This window comes from Microbacterium testaceum (genome assembly GCF_029761935.1).
Classification (GTDB): domain Bacteria; phylum Actinomycetota; class Actinomycetes; order Actinomycetales; family Microbacteriaceae; genus Microbacterium; species Microbacterium testaceum_A.
The window spans coordinates 2,137,914-2,152,468 of sequence record NZ_CP121699.1 but is presented as its reverse complement, the minus strand read 5'-3'; the positions used below and the strand labels follow the sequence as shown (position 1 = coordinate 2,152,468).

Sequence of the window (14,555 nt, the reverse complement as noted above, 5' to 3'; positions counted from 1 at the left end):
AGAACCGGTGATGGCTCTGGGAGATCACACAGCAGCGGATTCGGCACATGCGAGCGATTCGCCCCGCCGCGGGCATCACGCACCGCGAAGGGGAGCGGACCGCAATCAAATGGAGTTGCGCGGTTCCCACAGACGGCGGGCGCCAGTCCGAGGGGATCCACGCCTCTGCAAGAGCCGGGCGCGGCCCAGGGGGTCGGCCGGAATCACGCAGCGTTGAGCAGTTCCGTCCGACGACGACCGCTGACCCGTTTCGATCCACGCCTACGTAAGAGCCGCGCTGGGCACAGGGGTGAACCGAACTCACACGGGCTTGGGCAGCTCCGTCCGACCACGACCGCCGACCCGGTGCGAGCCACGCCAGCGTACTGGCAGGGCACGACGCGGGGAAGCGGACCGAGATGAGGACGCGTCGAGCAGTACCGCCAGAAGACGACCGCCGGCCAGCGATCGCAGCGAGTCGCTCAACGCCCACGTGAGCGATGAGGGGCAGGAGAGGAACTCGCACCACAACGGCATGAACCAGCGGCCGCCGTGCGTAGAGCACACTCCGCCGGCCGTGCCCGCCACCAGTCCGTCCGCGAGGCGTGCGCGGTGAACGGGCGCAACCGCCTACGCAGACGGGGAATGCCAGACCGGAATTCCATCCGCCCATTGGCCGGGGACTGAGTCCACTCTCGAGACAAGCGAAAAGCCTTGCGATCTCACCGGTCCTCCGGCTCGACCAGACATATGCCAGACACCCACCGGCAGATTTCGCAGACTGATGCGCGACAGATGCGCTCAATTATCGGACAGGCGGCGATGCATACGCGTCCGGCTGACACCTGGGGCATTCACGTCAGCGCGAGGTACTCAGGGATTGCGCGCACGTCCACATCAGCGCCGAGCTCCGCCGCCATCTGCCCAGAGCGGTGCGCATCGGTGTCGGCGCGCAGCTCCGGCGTCGAACTCCCAGCTTCACGCACGCCCCTCTCCAGCCGATGTTTCACGTGAAACGTCTCGTGAGCAGATCTGTGAGAGTCGACGTTGTACCGAGCCTGCGCAATGAAGTCGTGCGCTGACCAAGTGTGCTGCCCTGAACTACTCGGTCCTTGACCGCATCAGGACGTGTGTCTCGGGCCCACACACAGGCAGCTCTTCCGTCACCGAAAACACCAGTGCACGCGTGAGAGGACATAGATCGCCAGCGCGGAACCGTTTTGTCACACCCATTGCCTATCAACACTCGAATGGAGAGCAACCGCACGCGCTCCGTCTGCGCTGAGCCGGTTCCCTAGGGGGAGTTAGTCACCAGTCCAGATCGCTCCACCCCTGGAAACAGGCGAGCGACTGCCGGGCACGCCCTTCACCGTGGTGCCATCCCGACGGGCGTCGTCATATACGTGAGTGGCTGCGGACGCCCGTGAAGTCACGGTTCAGGTCGTCAGGAGAGGACCTCCCACTGCTCTTCGGCTCGTCCTGCGGAGCATCACGGATGACATGTTTCACGTGAAACATGCCGCCGCACCTTCCGTGCGAAGCGACCAAGTGGGCCACGGCTGATCTTCTGACGCAGCACAGTCGCCGGCTCTGCGTGGTCAATCGCGCACGACTGCATCGCCCGGTCGTGACACCCATTCCATCGCGACGACTTCCAGGGGAGGGGATTCCCGCATTTCAATGCATGACGTCGGCCGGGGGAGTGGCTTCCTCAGGCGGCGTATCGCGGGCTACGCGAGGTGATGAGGAGAGTGGCCTTCGGCAGGGGTGTATGGACGGCTACGCGAGGCGATATGGGGGAAGGGCTGCGCGCCTACGTGAGAGCGCCGTCCGTGTCGCGCGTGCGTGGCGGAAAGCACTTCAGGGAGTAGCGCGGCACCACTGCGCCACCCCGCACTCCCGAAACGAACACGAGGAGAGCGCCAGAGGTGACTCGGTGCTGTGAAGCAGCGCCCTCGACGTTCGAGGACGCATCGGACCGCCAAACGCCGACTAGCCCGCCCTGAGAGGCTCAGCCCAGCGCAAGGATGGGCCTCGTGCCGCACCTGCGGGTGGCATCGCGCCAGACTCAGAAGACGAGGAAATGGGCCCACCGATAGGCGCTGGGTGGCGGCAAACGGGTATGAAGGCGGGCGGAGCGCCAACAGATCACCCGTCGCGAAGGCGGTCTTCTGATTCTCCACACGTCCCGACACAGACCGTGCTGACAGGGGCCCAGTGCGCCAGGATGATCCCCAACAACCAACGCGGTCGAGATCCTCTGCAGAGACGCCCAGCTCGAATACCTCCTGCGATCGTCTGACGTTTCACGTGAAACATCGCGATGGGAGTGGGACGTTCGCGGTGCAACGAGCCGGGGCCGCCGCATTCGTTATGCGACCAAGACCCGGCATCACACTCCACCCGACCGGCACACCACCATCAACAACGGAACCATCGGGCGGCCCTCTCGCGGCGCACTGAACCACTCGGGAGGCCCAACGTGCTCCCGAGTGCATCCAGAGGGTGTCATCCATGATCACCGACAACATCCACGCAGGACCCGGGCAGTCGTTCGATCACCACCACAACAGAGCGCAGGAGTCGCCCATACCCACGGAATGCCGCTTTCGCGCGGACCACTCTCAGCGGAAAGGCTTGCCCACCCCGACAGACGCGAGGGCCTGCCCAACGACCACGCACTGGCACCTGAATCCCAGTTCGCTCCACACAACCGCCGCGTTGAGACGATCTCCCCACCGGCCTTCTCCAGCGTCCGTTTCACGTGAAACGCCCGCTGCTCACTCCTTAGATGCCCCACCGTCCCACCATTGCTAGCCAAGCGCCCTTGATCCTGCGGAGAGCGAAAGCTTCACGTTCGCGCATCGCAGAAGCAGTTCGATCTCATCGACAACAAGATCGGGACGTGAGACGAAGAGATGGTGGCCGGTCGGAAGCTCGACGAACCTTCGCGCACGAGCAGCATGAACGCGCTGCTGAACGACAGACGTACTGCGGTCCTCCTGGCACACGATGCACGTCGAATGCACACCGTGCCGGCCCGCGCACGAGGCCGGGGTCGCGAAAGCCGCCGTGGATTGAACCGTCCCTCGGTCCCAGGCTTCGGACTGGATGGCGGCATCGGCGTCTTGGAGGAATCGCCGCCCGGACGACGAGACGCCCTCTCCCTCGAGATCGAGGAGCCCCCATCGCCGAACTTCACGCGCACCGGGTCAGGCTCATCGCTCATGATGTCTCCTTGCGATTGACCCACCTGCGGCAGATACGAGGTCATGTACGGCAGCTTCTTCACCGCAGGATGATGACCCGCCTCTGCGATGACGGTGCCACCGTAGGAGTGGCCGACGACGATAGCCGCCTCCGCCTGGTTCAGAGCGAAACGCAGGGCCGCGGCATCCGCCACCAGACCTCCAGACGCGGGCTCAGCCGTCTCACGGCACGAAGGAAGCGCGACAGCGCGGCTCACGATCCCGTACGGACCTGTAGGAGATCAGCCGTCGCCCTCTACCATCAGCCCCCCGCACCAACGTGCGTGAGCAAGTGCGGCCTCCATGACCCGCCGCTTTCGTGCGGACCCTCCTGCCACGTTAGACGTACCTCCTATTACGTGAAATGATCGCACCGTGGGCAGACAGAAGCAGCCGGCAATCGCAGAAGACCTGTTGGACCAGTGCGCCGAATATGCCCTCGCGCACGGGCTCCCCGATGGCCTCGAGCCGTTCGCCCAGACGACGGGCACATCCGCCCGGATGCTGCTCTACCACTTCGGCACCCGCGACGAATTGTTCCGCGCCGTGCTGCGTCGAGCACGCGAGATGCACCTCGCCTCCTTCGGCGAGCCGCTCCGGGTCGTCCCGGGGGAGAGCTACACGCACACGCTGGCCGCAGCCTGGGTGGGCATGACCGAACCCGAGGGCCAGTCCTTTTTGCGGATGTTCACGCAGCTCCCTGAGCAGCGCGAGAACACGCTGTGGCCGGGCTTCCGCGCACGAGCGACCACCGACTGGCTCCCGCTGCTCGCCCAGGGTCTGTCGACGATCGACCCGCCGCCGTCGGAAACGCTGGTCCTCGCCGTCATCCGCGGATTGATCATGGACCTCGATGCGACGGCGGACTTCCGCCGCGTCGATCAGGCCTTCACCAAGTTCCTGCGGAGCATCGACGCGGGTGCACCCGAGGTGTCACGTCCGCACCACCCCTAGCTCGGACCGGCGCCCGGCCGGCGGTCGACCACGACCTCGCGTGCTCGTCGACGACGACCCGTGGGGTCTGGATGCCGTGTGATCCGGCTCGCTCGCGACCGTCAGTCCGACACGAAGGTCTCTCAGCGCGAAACAGTGGCCACGAACACGCGCGTGGGTTCGTCGAGCACTCCCTCGCCGACGACCTCGATCGCGACGTCTGTCAGCCCGAACTTCCGCACCTGCTTCGCGGCCGCATCTACCTCGGCGCCCACATTGGCGCCCTTCAAGAAGACAAGTCTGCCACCGGGTCGGACCAGGGGAGCGGTGAACGGCAGAAGCGTGCGCAGAGCGCTGACCGCGCGGGCCGTCGCGACGTCGAACACCCGTCCCTCGGACCACTCCTCGCCACGCATACGCGCGACGGTCACGTTCTCGAGTTCGAGCTCCGCAACCTGCTCCGACAGCCACGCGGTACGGCGCTCCATCGGCTCGATGAGCGTCCACTCCACGTCCGGACGAGCGATCGCGAGCACGAGGCCCGGCAGACCCGCACCCGATCCCACGTCGACGGCGCGCCCCGAGAAGTAGGGCGCGGCGATCGCGCTGTTCAGAATGTGACGCGTCCACAGTCGCGGCACCTCGAGCGGGCCGATGAGCCCGCGTTCCTCCCCGTGAACGGCGAGATTCCGCGTGAAACGACGGGCCTTCTCGATGTGATCGCCGAACAGCGTCAGCGCCGCGGTCGGCTCGGCCTCGAGCTGTTCCGGCATCCGATCACTCAGCCGCGACGGATCACGGTGTGGCGGTCGGCACCCTCACCGAACGACTCGGAGGTGAACCCGCGGTCGGCGGCGATGTCGTGCACCAGCTTGCGCTCGTAGCTCGACATGGCCGGCAGCGACGCCTGCGAGGCTCCCTCGTCGAGACGGGCGATAGCCCGGTCGACGAGGTTCTCGAGCTGCCGCTGACGGGCGTCGCGCGATCCACCGATGTCGAGGATCAGTCGCGAGAACCGTCCCGTCGAGTTCTGCACGGCCAGACGCGTCAGCTCCTGCAGCGCCTGCACGGTGTCAGGGTGCGACAGGGTCGACAGCGCCGCGGCATCCTCGGCCTCCACCGAGACGTACGCGCGGCCGGCGCGCACGTCCATGGCGAGGTCGCCGTCGATGTCGGCGATGTCCAGGAGACCCTCGAGGTAATCGGCGGCGATGTCGCCCTCCTGCTCGAGCTGCTCCTCGGTGGCGGCGGTCTGGTCGGGGGCGATCTGATCGGACGTCGTCATCGTGATCTCCGGTTCTCAGGAGGCGGGTGCGGAGCCGGCGGATCCACCCGCGGCACCGGTGTTCTTCGTGGACTGCTGCTTCTTCGCGCGCTGCTTTCCGACCGGCTGCTGACGCTTCGGCTGGGCCGCGCGAGCCTTCTCGGCCTCTTCGAGGAGGCGCTCCTGCTCGGCGCGATACTTCTCGACCGGGACGACCTTGCCCGACGAGTCGATGGCCTTGCCCTTGCGCGCCAGGCGCTCCTCGCGGGCCTTAGCGGCGTCGGAACCGGGCGTCGGCATCTCACGGATGACCACGAACTGCTGCACCATCGTCCACAGGTTGCTGACGAACCAGTAAATGACGACACCGAGCGGGAAGAAGACGCCCGAGAAGATGAAGGCCAGCGGCAGGATGTAGAGCATGATCTTCTGCATCTGGTACGCCTGACCGGTCTTGGCCTCAGGCGACAGGTTCTTCGAGATGATCTGCAGCTGCGTGAAGAACTGCGAACCGATCATGAGCACGACGAGCGTCAGCAGGATCGCGACGGTGACCTGCCCGTCGGGCTGGCTCCACGCGGTGACCAGGTTGACGTGCATGGATGCCACGTCGAACAGGCGCGCGTCGTAGAACTCGGTCGTGAGCTCGGGCGTGAGCAGGCCCACGCCACCGATGCCGCTCGCCGCGTGCTTTGAGACGTCGTTCAGCACGCTGAAGAGGGCGAAGAAGATCGGCATCTGCACGAGCAGCGGGAGGCAGCTCGAGACGGGCGTCGTTCCGTGCTTCTTGTACAGCGCCATCGTCTCGCGGCTCATGGCCTCGCGAGAGAGCTGGTCGCGCTTGCCCTTGTACTTCTCCTGGACCTTGCGCAGCTCCGGAGCGATCTCCATCATCTTGCGCTGGCTCTTGATCTGCTTCACGAACAGCGGAATCAGAGCGGCGCGCACGATCAGCACGAGGCCGATGATCGACAGCACCCAGGTCAGACCGGCAGCCGGGGCCATACCCAGCGCGGTGAAGAGCGCGTGCCATCCGACCAGCACGAGTTCGACCATCCATTTCAATGGCCAGAGGATGGTCCCAATGAGATCGAATTGCACGATCAGTCCTTTCGGGAGGGCACGACGAATCCGTGCCGAGTGAGTTCGTGGCGGAAGGCCCGATGAGGACGGACGTCGTCGATGCCACCCTGAGCCCAGGGATGGCAGCGTGCGAGACGGGCCGCTGTGAACGCGATGCCCTTCACGAGTCCATGCTGCTGCACGGCGCCCACCGAATAGGCGGAGCAGGACGGGTAGTACTTGCACACGTCGCCGTAGACGTGCGAGATGGTCGCTCGATACGCGTGCAACAGCGCCAGCCCCGCGTTGCGGGGGAGGAGCGGGATGGATGCCACGACACCGTCGGCCGAGAGACGGCCAGCCCCCGTGGAGGAGGTCGGGAGAGTCGAAGCGCTCATACCGATGCTTTTCGTTCGAGGCATCGCACCACATCGGCGCGAAGCGTCGGATAGTCGACGGTCGCCGCCGATGGCAGCGCACGGATGACAATCGAGGCGCCCCCGCGAACAGACGGGAGCGCCTCGGCGCACACCGCCTTGAGGCGGCGGCGAATGGTGTTGCGGGTGACCGCGGAGCCGACCTGGCGGCTCACGATGAAGCCGAACCGGGGCGAACCACTTTCGGCCGAGGTTCCGACGTAGGTCACGGTGTGCGCTCCGGCACAGCGAGTGCCCCGTCGGACCGTGGCTTTGTAGTCCGATCCGCGGGTGAGTCGGTTCGGCTTCGCGAGCACCGGGGCTGTCAGGCCGAGAGCTCGGTGCGGCCCTTGGCGCGACGGGCCGCGAGGATGCCACGGCCGGCGCGCGTACGCATACGGGCGCGGAAGCCGTGCTTCTTGGCGCGGCGGCGGTTGTTGGGCTGGAAGGTGCGCTTGCTCATGGGTCACTCCGGAGGTGATGTCGCCCGATGCTCTTCTGCCGGGGACGGGGGTCGGGACTGCCGTATAGGCATAAGTCAACCGACTAAGGCTACGTCGCGAGCGGCGTTAACTCAAACCGAGAACGCGACCGCCCATTATCCCCAGGCGTTGTCCACAAGCGTGGCAAAGACACGCGACCGAGTCCTACAGTGGATTTTGCTCCGACTGAGCCGCGAACTAGCGTGGCCCCGGAAGTTATCCACAGGTTCGACGCGACACGTCGATCTCCCGTCGCGTCAAGATCCCGGAGGGGATATGTCTCTGCACGAAGCACCGGATGTGCCCGTCTGGTCGTCCGTGCTGGACCAGCTTCTCACCGATGATCGCGTCACCCCGCAACTCCACGGCTTCTTGAACCTCGCCGTTCCGCAGGGTGTGATGGGCGGGACGCTCTATCTCGACGTGCCGAACGATCTGACCGCGGCGCAGTTCAACAAGCGCATGCGCGCCCCCATCCTCGAGGCACTCGCCCAGGTACAGGGAGACGATCCGCAGATCGGCACGTTCCGAGTCGTCGTGAACCCCGACGTCATCGAGACCCAGCGCAGCTCGTCGGCGGCGCCGAGTGAAGAGCGCGCGATACCGGCCGCCCCCACGCACGCCGCCCTCACAGAGCAGGCCCCCGAGCCGATCGTTCCCGCGTCCCGCAACGACACCCGCCTCAACCCGAAGTACACCTTCGACAATTTCGTCATCGGCCAGTCCAACCGCTTCGCCCACGCCGCCGCGGTCGCCGTGGCCGAGGCGCCGGCGAAGGCGTACAACCCCCTGTTCATCTACGGGGACTCCGGGCTCGGCAAGACCCACCTCCTCCACGCGATCGGCGACTACGCCGCGAGCATGTATGCCGGCATCCGTGTCCGCTACGTGTCGAGCGAGGAGTTCACGAACGACTTCATCAACTCGATCGCCAACAACCGCGGCTCTGCGTTCCAAGCGCGCTACCGCGACGTCGACATCCTCCTGATCGACGACATCCAGTTCCTGCAGGGTCGCGCCGAGACGCAGGAAGCGTTCTTCCACACCTTCAACACGCTGCACGATCACGACAAGCAGGTCGTCATCACCAGCGACCTTCCGCCGAAGCAGCTCACCGGCTTCGAAGACCGCATGCGGAGTCGCTTCGAGTGGGGCCTGATCACCGACGTGCAGGCACCCGACCTCGAGACCCGCATCGCGATCCTGCGCAAGAAGGCCCAGAGCGAGCGCCTGCTGATCCCCGACGACGTGCTCGAGTACATCGCCACGGTGGTGTCGTCGAACATCCGTGAACTCGAAGGCGCCCTCATCCGCGTCTCGGCGTTCGCGAGCCTCAACCGCTCGACGCTCGACATGTCCCTGGCGCAGACGGTGCTGCGCGACATCATCGACCAGGACGACGCGAACGTGATCTCGCCGACCGACATCATCACGGCGACCGCCCAGTACTTCAAGCTGTCGGTGGACGACCTGTACGGCTCGAGCCGCTCCCAGGCCGTGGCCACCGCCCGCCAGATCGCCATGTACCTGTGCCGCGAGCGCACGAGCCTGTCACTGCCGAAGATCGGGCAGCTCTTCGGCAATCGCGACCACACGACCGTGATGTACGCCTACAAGAAGATCAGCGACCTGATGAAGGAGCGTCGATCGATCTTCAACCAGGTGTCCGAGATCACGAGCCAACTCGGCCGCATGCGCTGAGCGCCCGTCTAATGAAGGGGTCCGACCACGATCGTGGTTCGGGCCCCTTTCTCTTTTTCGGCCCCTGATCAGGTCCTGAAGAGCGCTCAGCAGCAGTTTTCATCGAGGTTCTGCACAGTGTGGAAAACCTGTGGATAACTCTCTTTTCCTCGGGATGATCTGTGCACTGCGCTGTTAACACTGTGGAAGACGGGCGACCGCCCCCGCGCCCCCGACGCGTTAAGTGCCCAGGCTGTCCGCAGCTCCTCCACAGTTAACGGAGCCCGACACCCCTGCTGTTAACACGCGTGTCGAGAGTTATCCACACTCTCCACAGCTGTTAACAAGATGAAGATTCCAAATCATTGTTAAGAGAGATTCGATGACCTTGCCGTGGAGACGTCGGTCGACAGGCTCGGCCGGACGTGGGCACTAGCATGGGTAAGCCATACCCGCCGTCAAGGGAGCACCCGTGAAGTTCCACGTCAATCGCGATGTGTTCAGCGAAGCCGTCTCGTTCGTGGTCAAGCTCCTGCCGCAGCGCAATCCGCAGCCGATCCTGGCCGGTGTGCTGATCGAGGCCAACGAGCAGGGCCTCACCCTCGCCGCCTTCGACTACGAAGCATCCGCGCGGACGACGATCGAAGCGACCGTCGACGAGCCGGGCACGATCCTGGTCCACGGTCGCCTCCTCAGCGACATCGCCAGCCGTCTGCCGAACGCGCCCATCCAGATCGCCGTCGACGACGACGGCGGCATCCTGCTCACGTGCGGATCGGCGCGATTCACGCTTGCCTCCATGCCGGTGCAGGAATACCCCGCCATCCCCGAGGTCACCGGCGAATCCGGCCTCGTGCCGGCCGACGAGTTCGCCACGGCCATCGCCCAGGTCGCCTTCGCGGCGTCGCGCGACGACGTCACGCCCGTCCTCACGGGTGTGCAGCTCGAGGTCTCCGGCACGCGGCTGAGCCTGGTCGCGACCGACCGCTACCGCGTCGCCCTGCGCGAGATCCCGTGGGACGGCGGTGCCGCGGCATCCGAGGAGCCCACCTCGGCCCTCGTGCCGGCCCGCACTCTCCAGGAGGTCGGTAAGACCTTCGCCCACGGTGGCGACATCTCGATCGCGTTCTCGGGTTCGGGCGATCGCGAGATCATCGCCTTCTCGTCGGGCAACAAGACCGTCACCTCGCTGCTGATCAAGGGCAACTTCCCGCCGGTCCGTCGCCTGTTCCCCGCGCAGACCGAGCACCACAGCGTGGTCAACACCGCGGAGCTCATCGAAGCTGTCCGTCGTGTCGCACTCGTGCTCGACCGCTCCGCGCCGCTGCGTTTCACCTTCGGTCCCGACGGCGTCTCGATGGATGCGTCCGGCACCGAGCAGGCTCGCGCCACCGAGTCCGTCGACGCGACACTCGTCGGCGACGAGGTCACCCTCGGTCTCAACCCGCAGTACCTGATCGAGTCGCTGGGTGCCGTGCGCAGCGAGTTCACGCGCATCACCTTCACCTCGAGCGATAACGCGAACAAGCTCAGCCCCGTGCTGGTCACTCCGCAGACGTCGGTCGAGAAGGGCGGCGAGGGGACGTTCAAGTACCTCCTGCAGCCCAACCTCCTCCTCCGCTGAGCTGCGTCTCGCTGCCGTGTCGGAGGTGGCGGGTAGTCTGACTCGGTGATCGTGGAGCAGCTGGGACTGAAGGACTTCCGCAATTACGCGGAAGCCGACGTCTCGCTCTCTCCGGGAGCGAACGTCTTCGTCGGTCGCAACGGTCAGGGCAAGACGAATCTCGTCGAAGCCGTCGCGTATCTGGCCACCCTCGGCTCGCACCGCGTCTCGAACGACGCGCCCCTCGTCAGAGACGGAACGGATGCCGCGATCGTGCGCGCGCGACTGGCCCACGGCGAGCGGAGCGTGCTCCTGGAGCTCCAGCTCAATCGCCAGGGCGCCAACAAGGCACGGGTCAACGGCGTCAATGTGCGGACATCGGAGCTTCCCCGATACGCGCAGGTGATCCTGTTCGCTCCCGAGGACCTGCAGATCGTCCGGGGGGATCCCTCCGCTCGTCGTCGCTTCGCGGATCAGCTGATCGTGCAGCGCACCCCGCGCATGGCCGCCGTCCTCGGCGACTACGACCGGGTTCTGCGCCAGCGCAGCGCTCTCCTCAAATCGGCGCGCGCCCGCGGTCTTCGCGGCGACGCCCTCAGCACCCTCGACGTGTGGGACGACAAGCTGGTCACCCTCGGCACCGAGGTGATCGAGGCGCGGAGCGCGTTGGCATCCGATCTCTCCGATCCCGTCGCCCGGGCGTACGCCGCGATCGCCGGCGCCGATCACGAACCGCGCCTGTCGTGGGCGCTCTCGGTCGGCGGGGGCGACCCCGAAGAGGGCGACGCGGTCGATGGTGCGGGCTCGAGCGAGCCGCTGGCCGACCAGTTCCGCGCGGCCCTCGCCGCGAAGCGACCGGCCGAGCTCGAGCGCGGACTCACGCTGGTCGGACCCCATCGCGACGACCTCGTGCTGCGCGTGCGCGGCCTGCCGGTGAAGGGTTACGCCTCGCACGGCGAATCGTGGTCCGTCGCGCTCGCGCTGCGGTTGGCCTCGGCCGAGATCCTCCGCGCGGAGTCGCGGCTGGGAGACCCCGTCCTCATCCTCGACGACGTCTTTGCCGAGCTCGACGCCGGACGCCGGACGCGATTGGCGGAGCTCGCCGGCGGGTACGAGCAGGTCATCGTGACCGCCGCCGTCGAAGAAGACGTCCCCGACGGGCTGCGCGCCCATGTCGTGCGCGTCGACGCCGGGCGCATTCGGGACATCGACGATGAATGACGACGCGGAGATCCCCGAGACCATGTCGACGTATCTGCGTCTGCGCGGTCTCGAGCCGTCGCCGTATCGCAAGAAGAAGCGTCGGCGCCGCGCCGACGACGGCGAGAACGCCCCGTTCACCCCGGGGCGGGACCCGCGCGGGTTGGGCGATGTGCTGTCCTCGCTCACCAAGTCCGCTGGATGGGACCCCCAGCTCTCGCGCGAGGACCTCGTGCGCACGTGGGACGAAGTCGCCGGAGCCGACACCGCGGCGCACACACGTCCCGTCGCCCTGGACGGCGGAACCCTCACCGTCCAGGCCGATTCCACGGCGTGGGCCAAGCAGCTGCAGTTCATGCGCGCGCAGATCCTCTCGGAGATCCTCCGCCGCTTCCCCGATGCCGGTGTCGAGGCGATCCGGTTCGTGGGCCCCGACGTCCCCTCTTGGAAATGGGGGCCCAGAGCCGTTCCAGGCCGCGGTCCGCGCGATACCTACGGCTGAGCCATGGTCAATCCCGGCTTGACGTGATTTATCCCCGCATTGGGGCGTACAAGCCATTTCGAGGGCCCTTCCGCGATAGGATGGAGGTTCCGACGAACCGATCTGGAGCGCGCGTACCCATGACGTCCGAAAACCCCGACAGCGTTTCCGAGGAACCCGAAGCGACCAGCAAGAAGGTTCCCAACGAGTACGGGGCAGACGCCATCCAGGTGCTCGAAGGTCTCGAGGCGGTCCGCAAGCGCCCGGGCATGTACATCGGTTCCACCGGTGAGCGCGGCCTGCACCACCTCGTGCAAGAGATCGTCGACAACTCCGTCGACGAGGCCCTCGCCGGCTACTGCGACACCATCGAGGTGACGATCCTTAGCGACGGCGCCGTGCGCGTGGTCGACAACGGTCGCGGCATCCCGGTCGACATGCACCGCACCGAGGGCAAATCGACCGTCGAGGTCGTCCTCACCGTCCTGCACGCCGGTGGAAAGTTCGGCGGTGGCGGGTACGCGGTCTCGGGCGGTCTGCACGGCGTCGGCTCGTCCGTCGTCAACGCCCTCTCGACGCGCCTCGAGGTCGAGGTCAAGCGTCAGGGTCACGTGTGGCGTCAGTCGTTCCGCGACGGCGGCGTGCCCCTCGCCCCCCTCGCGCAGGGCGAAGAGAGCGACGCGACCGGTACGACGATCACCTTCTGGCCGGATGCCACGATCTTCGACACCATCGATTTCGACTACGACACGCTGCGCACGCGCTTCCAGCAGATGGCCTTCCTCAACAAAGGCCTGCGCATCAGCCTGCGCGACGAGCGCCCCCAGTCGCTGATCACCGAGGGCGAGCCCGGTGAAGAGGTCACCGACGCCCGCCACGACACGTTCCTCTACGAGCGCGGCCTCGTCGACTACGTCGAGCACCTCAACCGCGTGCGCAAGGCCGACGTGGTCAACGACGAGATCATCGAGGTCGAGTCCGAGGACACCGAGCGCAAGATCGCGCTCGAGCTGGCCATGCAGTGGACGACGGCTTACACCGAAAACGTCTTCACCTACGCGAACACCATCAATACCCACGAGGGTGGAACGCACGAAGAGGGCTTCCGCGCCGCGCTGACGACTCTCGTCAACCGCTACGCGCGCGCGAACAACCTGCTCAAAGAAAAGGACGACAACCTCACCGGCGACGACATCCGCGAGGGTCTCACCGCGGTCATCTCGGTGAAGTTGTCGGAGCCGCAGTTCGAGGGTCAGACCAAGACCAAGCTCGGCAACACCGAGGCCCGCGCCTACGTGCAGAAGGTCGTCGGCGACAAGCTCGGCGACTGGTTCGACCGCAACCCGGCGCAGGCGAAGAACATCATCCGCAAGGCGATCGACGCCGCCACCGCCCGTCTCGCCGCCCGCAAGGCGCGCGAGACCGCTCGTCGCAAGAGCGTCTTCGAGTCGGCCGCGATGCCCGACAAGCTCAAGGACTGCACCTCGAAAGACCCCTCGATCAGCGAGATCTTCCTCGTCGAGGGTGACTCGGCCGGCGGCTCCGCCGTGCAGGGTCGCGACCCGCACACGCAGGCGATCCTGGCGCTGCGCGGCAAGATCCTCAACGTCGAGCGCGCGCGCCTCGACCGCGCACTGGGCAACAAAGAAGTGCAGGCGATGATCCAGGCCTTCGGCACGGGCATCGGCGAAGACTTCGACATGGCCAAGGCCCGGTACCACAAGATCGTGCTCATGGCCGATGCCGACGTCGACGGCCAGCACATCACCACGCTGCTGCTGACCCTGCTCTTCCGCTACATGCGCGGACTCATCGAGGCGGGTTTCGTCTATCTCGCGCAACCCCCGCTGTACCGCCTGAAGTGGTCGAACCACCCGCACGAGTACGCGTACAGCGACCGCGAGCGCGACGCGATGCTCGTCGACGGTCAGGCCTCCGGACGCCGCATCCCCAAGGACAACGGCATCCAGCGCTACAAGGGTCTCGGCGAGATGAACGATCACGAGCTGTGGGAGACCACGATGGACCCCGAGACCCGCACGCTGAAGCAGGTCACCATCGACGACGCCGCATCGGCCGACGAGATCTTCTCGGTGCTGATGGGAGAAGACGTCGAGTCGCGTCGCAGCTTCATCCAGCGCAACGCCAAAGACGTCCGCTTCCTCGACATCTGATCCGCACGACAGATCTCGCTCCGACGTATTCAC

12 protein-coding genes are annotated in these 14,555 nt (G+C 66.1%); 6 read left to right on the top strand and 6 right to left on the bottom strand.

Annotation, left to right across the window (positions count from 1 at the left end; all coding sequences use genetic code 11):
* The first annotated feature begins 3,602 nt into the window (after positions 1 to 3,602).
* Positions 3,603 to 4,181, top strand: a complete 579-nt coding sequence (locus QBE02_RS10415) for a TetR/AcrR family transcriptional regulator (protein WP_279365642.1) — start codon at positions 3,603 to 3,605, stop codon at positions 4,179 to 4,181.
* Positions 4,182 to 4,303: 122 nt separating this feature from the next.
* Here QBE02_RS10415 and rsmG read toward each other — a convergent pair whose 3' ends face one another.
* From rsmG to rpmH, 6 genes are read right to left on the bottom strand one after another with little or no spacing between them, the layout of a single operon-like run.
* Positions 4,304 to 4,933, bottom strand: a complete 630-nt coding sequence (rsmG, locus tag QBE02_RS10410) for a 16S rRNA (guanine(527)-N(7))-methyltransferase RsmG (protein ID WP_279365641.1) — start codon at positions 4,931 to 4,933, stop codon at positions 4,304 to 4,306.
* Positions 4,934 to 4,941: 8 nt separating this feature from the next.
* Complete coding sequence (locus QBE02_RS10405) at positions 4,942 to 5,445, bottom strand: protein jag (protein WP_056225050.1); 504 nt, start codon at positions 5,443 to 5,445, stop codon at positions 4,942 to 4,944.
* A 15-nt stretch (positions 5,446 to 5,460) separates the two neighbouring features.
* Positions 5,461 to 6,525, bottom strand: coding sequence for a membrane protein insertase YidC (gene yidC, locus QBE02_RS10400; protein WP_279365640.1), 1,065 nt, complete (start codon positions 6,523 to 6,525; stop codon positions 5,461 to 5,463).
* A gap of 2 nt (positions 6,526 to 6,527) precedes the next feature.
* Positions 6,528 to 6,884 carry a membrane protein insertion efficiency factor YidD gene (gene yidD / locus QBE02_RS10395; protein ID WP_143017815.1) on the bottom strand — a complete coding sequence of 119 codons (357 nt, stop codon included), beginning with the start codon at positions 6,882 to 6,884 and terminating at the stop codon, positions 6,528 to 6,530.
* Positions 6,881 to 7,219, bottom strand: a complete 339-nt coding sequence (gene rnpA / locus QBE02_RS10390; protein WP_056225054.1) for a ribonuclease P protein component — start codon at positions 7,217 to 7,219, stop codon at positions 6,881 to 6,883. Before rnpA ends, yidD begins: the two co-directional genes overlap by 4 nt.
* An 8-nt stretch (positions 7,220 to 7,227) precedes the next feature.
* Entirely contained in the window at positions 7,228 to 7,365 is a 138-nt protein-coding gene (gene rpmH / locus QBE02_RS10385; protein ID WP_013584598.1) for a 50S ribosomal protein L34, read from the bottom strand.
* Positions 7,366 to 7,660: 295 nt separating this feature from the next.
* Here rpmH and dnaA point away from each other — a divergent pair, with 295 nt between their 5' ends.
* The 5 genes from dnaA to gyrB all read left to right on the top strand — a co-directional run bounded on the left by dnaA (position 7,661) and on the right by gyrB (position 14,522).
* Positions 7,661 to 9,085: a chromosomal replication initiator protein DnaA gene (dnaA, locus tag QBE02_RS10380; protein ID WP_268102860.1), complete on the top strand. Its 1,425-nt coding sequence runs from the start codon at positions 7,661 to 7,663 to the stop codon at positions 9,083 to 9,085.
* A 451-nt stretch (positions 9,086 to 9,536) separates the two neighbouring features.
* Complete coding sequence (gene dnaN / locus QBE02_RS10375) at positions 9,537 to 10,688, top strand: DNA polymerase III subunit beta (protein ID WP_268102861.1); 1,152 nt, start codon at positions 9,537 to 9,539, stop codon at positions 10,686 to 10,688.
* A gap of 45 nt (positions 10,689 to 10,733) precedes the next feature.
* A complete protein-coding gene (gene recF / locus QBE02_RS10370; RefSeq protein WP_279365639.1) occupies positions 10,734 to 11,888 on the top strand; it encodes a DNA replication/repair protein RecF in 1,155 nt (384 codons plus the stop codon).
* The gene (locus tag QBE02_RS10365) at positions 11,881 to 12,369 is read left to right on the top strand and encodes a DUF721 domain-containing protein (protein WP_056225066.1); all 489 of its coding nucleotides are present in this window, start codon (positions 11,881 to 11,883) and stop codon (positions 12,367 to 12,369) included. The genes recF and QBE02_RS10365 overlap by 8 nt, the downstream gene beginning before the upstream one ends.
* A 119-nt stretch (positions 12,370 to 12,488) precedes the next feature.
* The gene (gene gyrB, locus QBE02_RS10360) at positions 12,489 to 14,522 is read left to right on the top strand and encodes a DNA topoisomerase (ATP-hydrolyzing) subunit B (RefSeq protein WP_056225069.1); all 2,034 of its coding nucleotides are present in this window, start codon (positions 12,489 to 12,491) and stop codon (positions 14,520 to 14,522) included.
* Positions 14,523 to 14,555: the final 33 nt, after the last annotated feature.

Coding starts and splice junctions, on each gene's coding strand:
- QBE02_RS10365 (WP_056225066.1), top strand. CDS start 11,881: ATGAATGACGACGCGGAGATCCCCGAGACCATGTCGACGTATCTGCGT.
- QBE02_RS10405 (WP_056225050.1), bottom strand. CDS start 5,445: ATGACGACGTCCGATCAGATCGCCCCCGACCAGACCGCCGCCACCGAG.
- yidD (WP_143017815.1), bottom strand. CDS start 6,884: ATGAGCGCTTCGACTCTCCCGACCTCCTCCACGGGGGCTGGCCGTCTC.
- rsmG (WP_279365641.1), bottom strand. CDS start 4,933: ATGCCGGAACAGCTCGAGGCCGAGCCGACCGCGGCGCTGACGCTGTTC.
- gyrB (WP_056225069.1), top strand. CDS start 12,489: ATGACGTCCGAAAACCCCGACAGCGTTTCCGAGGAACCCGAAGCGACC.
- rpmH (WP_013584598.1), bottom strand. CDS start 7,365: ATGAGCAAGCGCACCTTCCAGCCCAACAACCGCCGCCGCGCCAAGAAG.
- dnaA (WP_268102860.1), top strand. CDS start 7,661: ATGTCTCTGCACGAAGCACCGGATGTGCCCGTCTGGTCGTCCGTGCTG.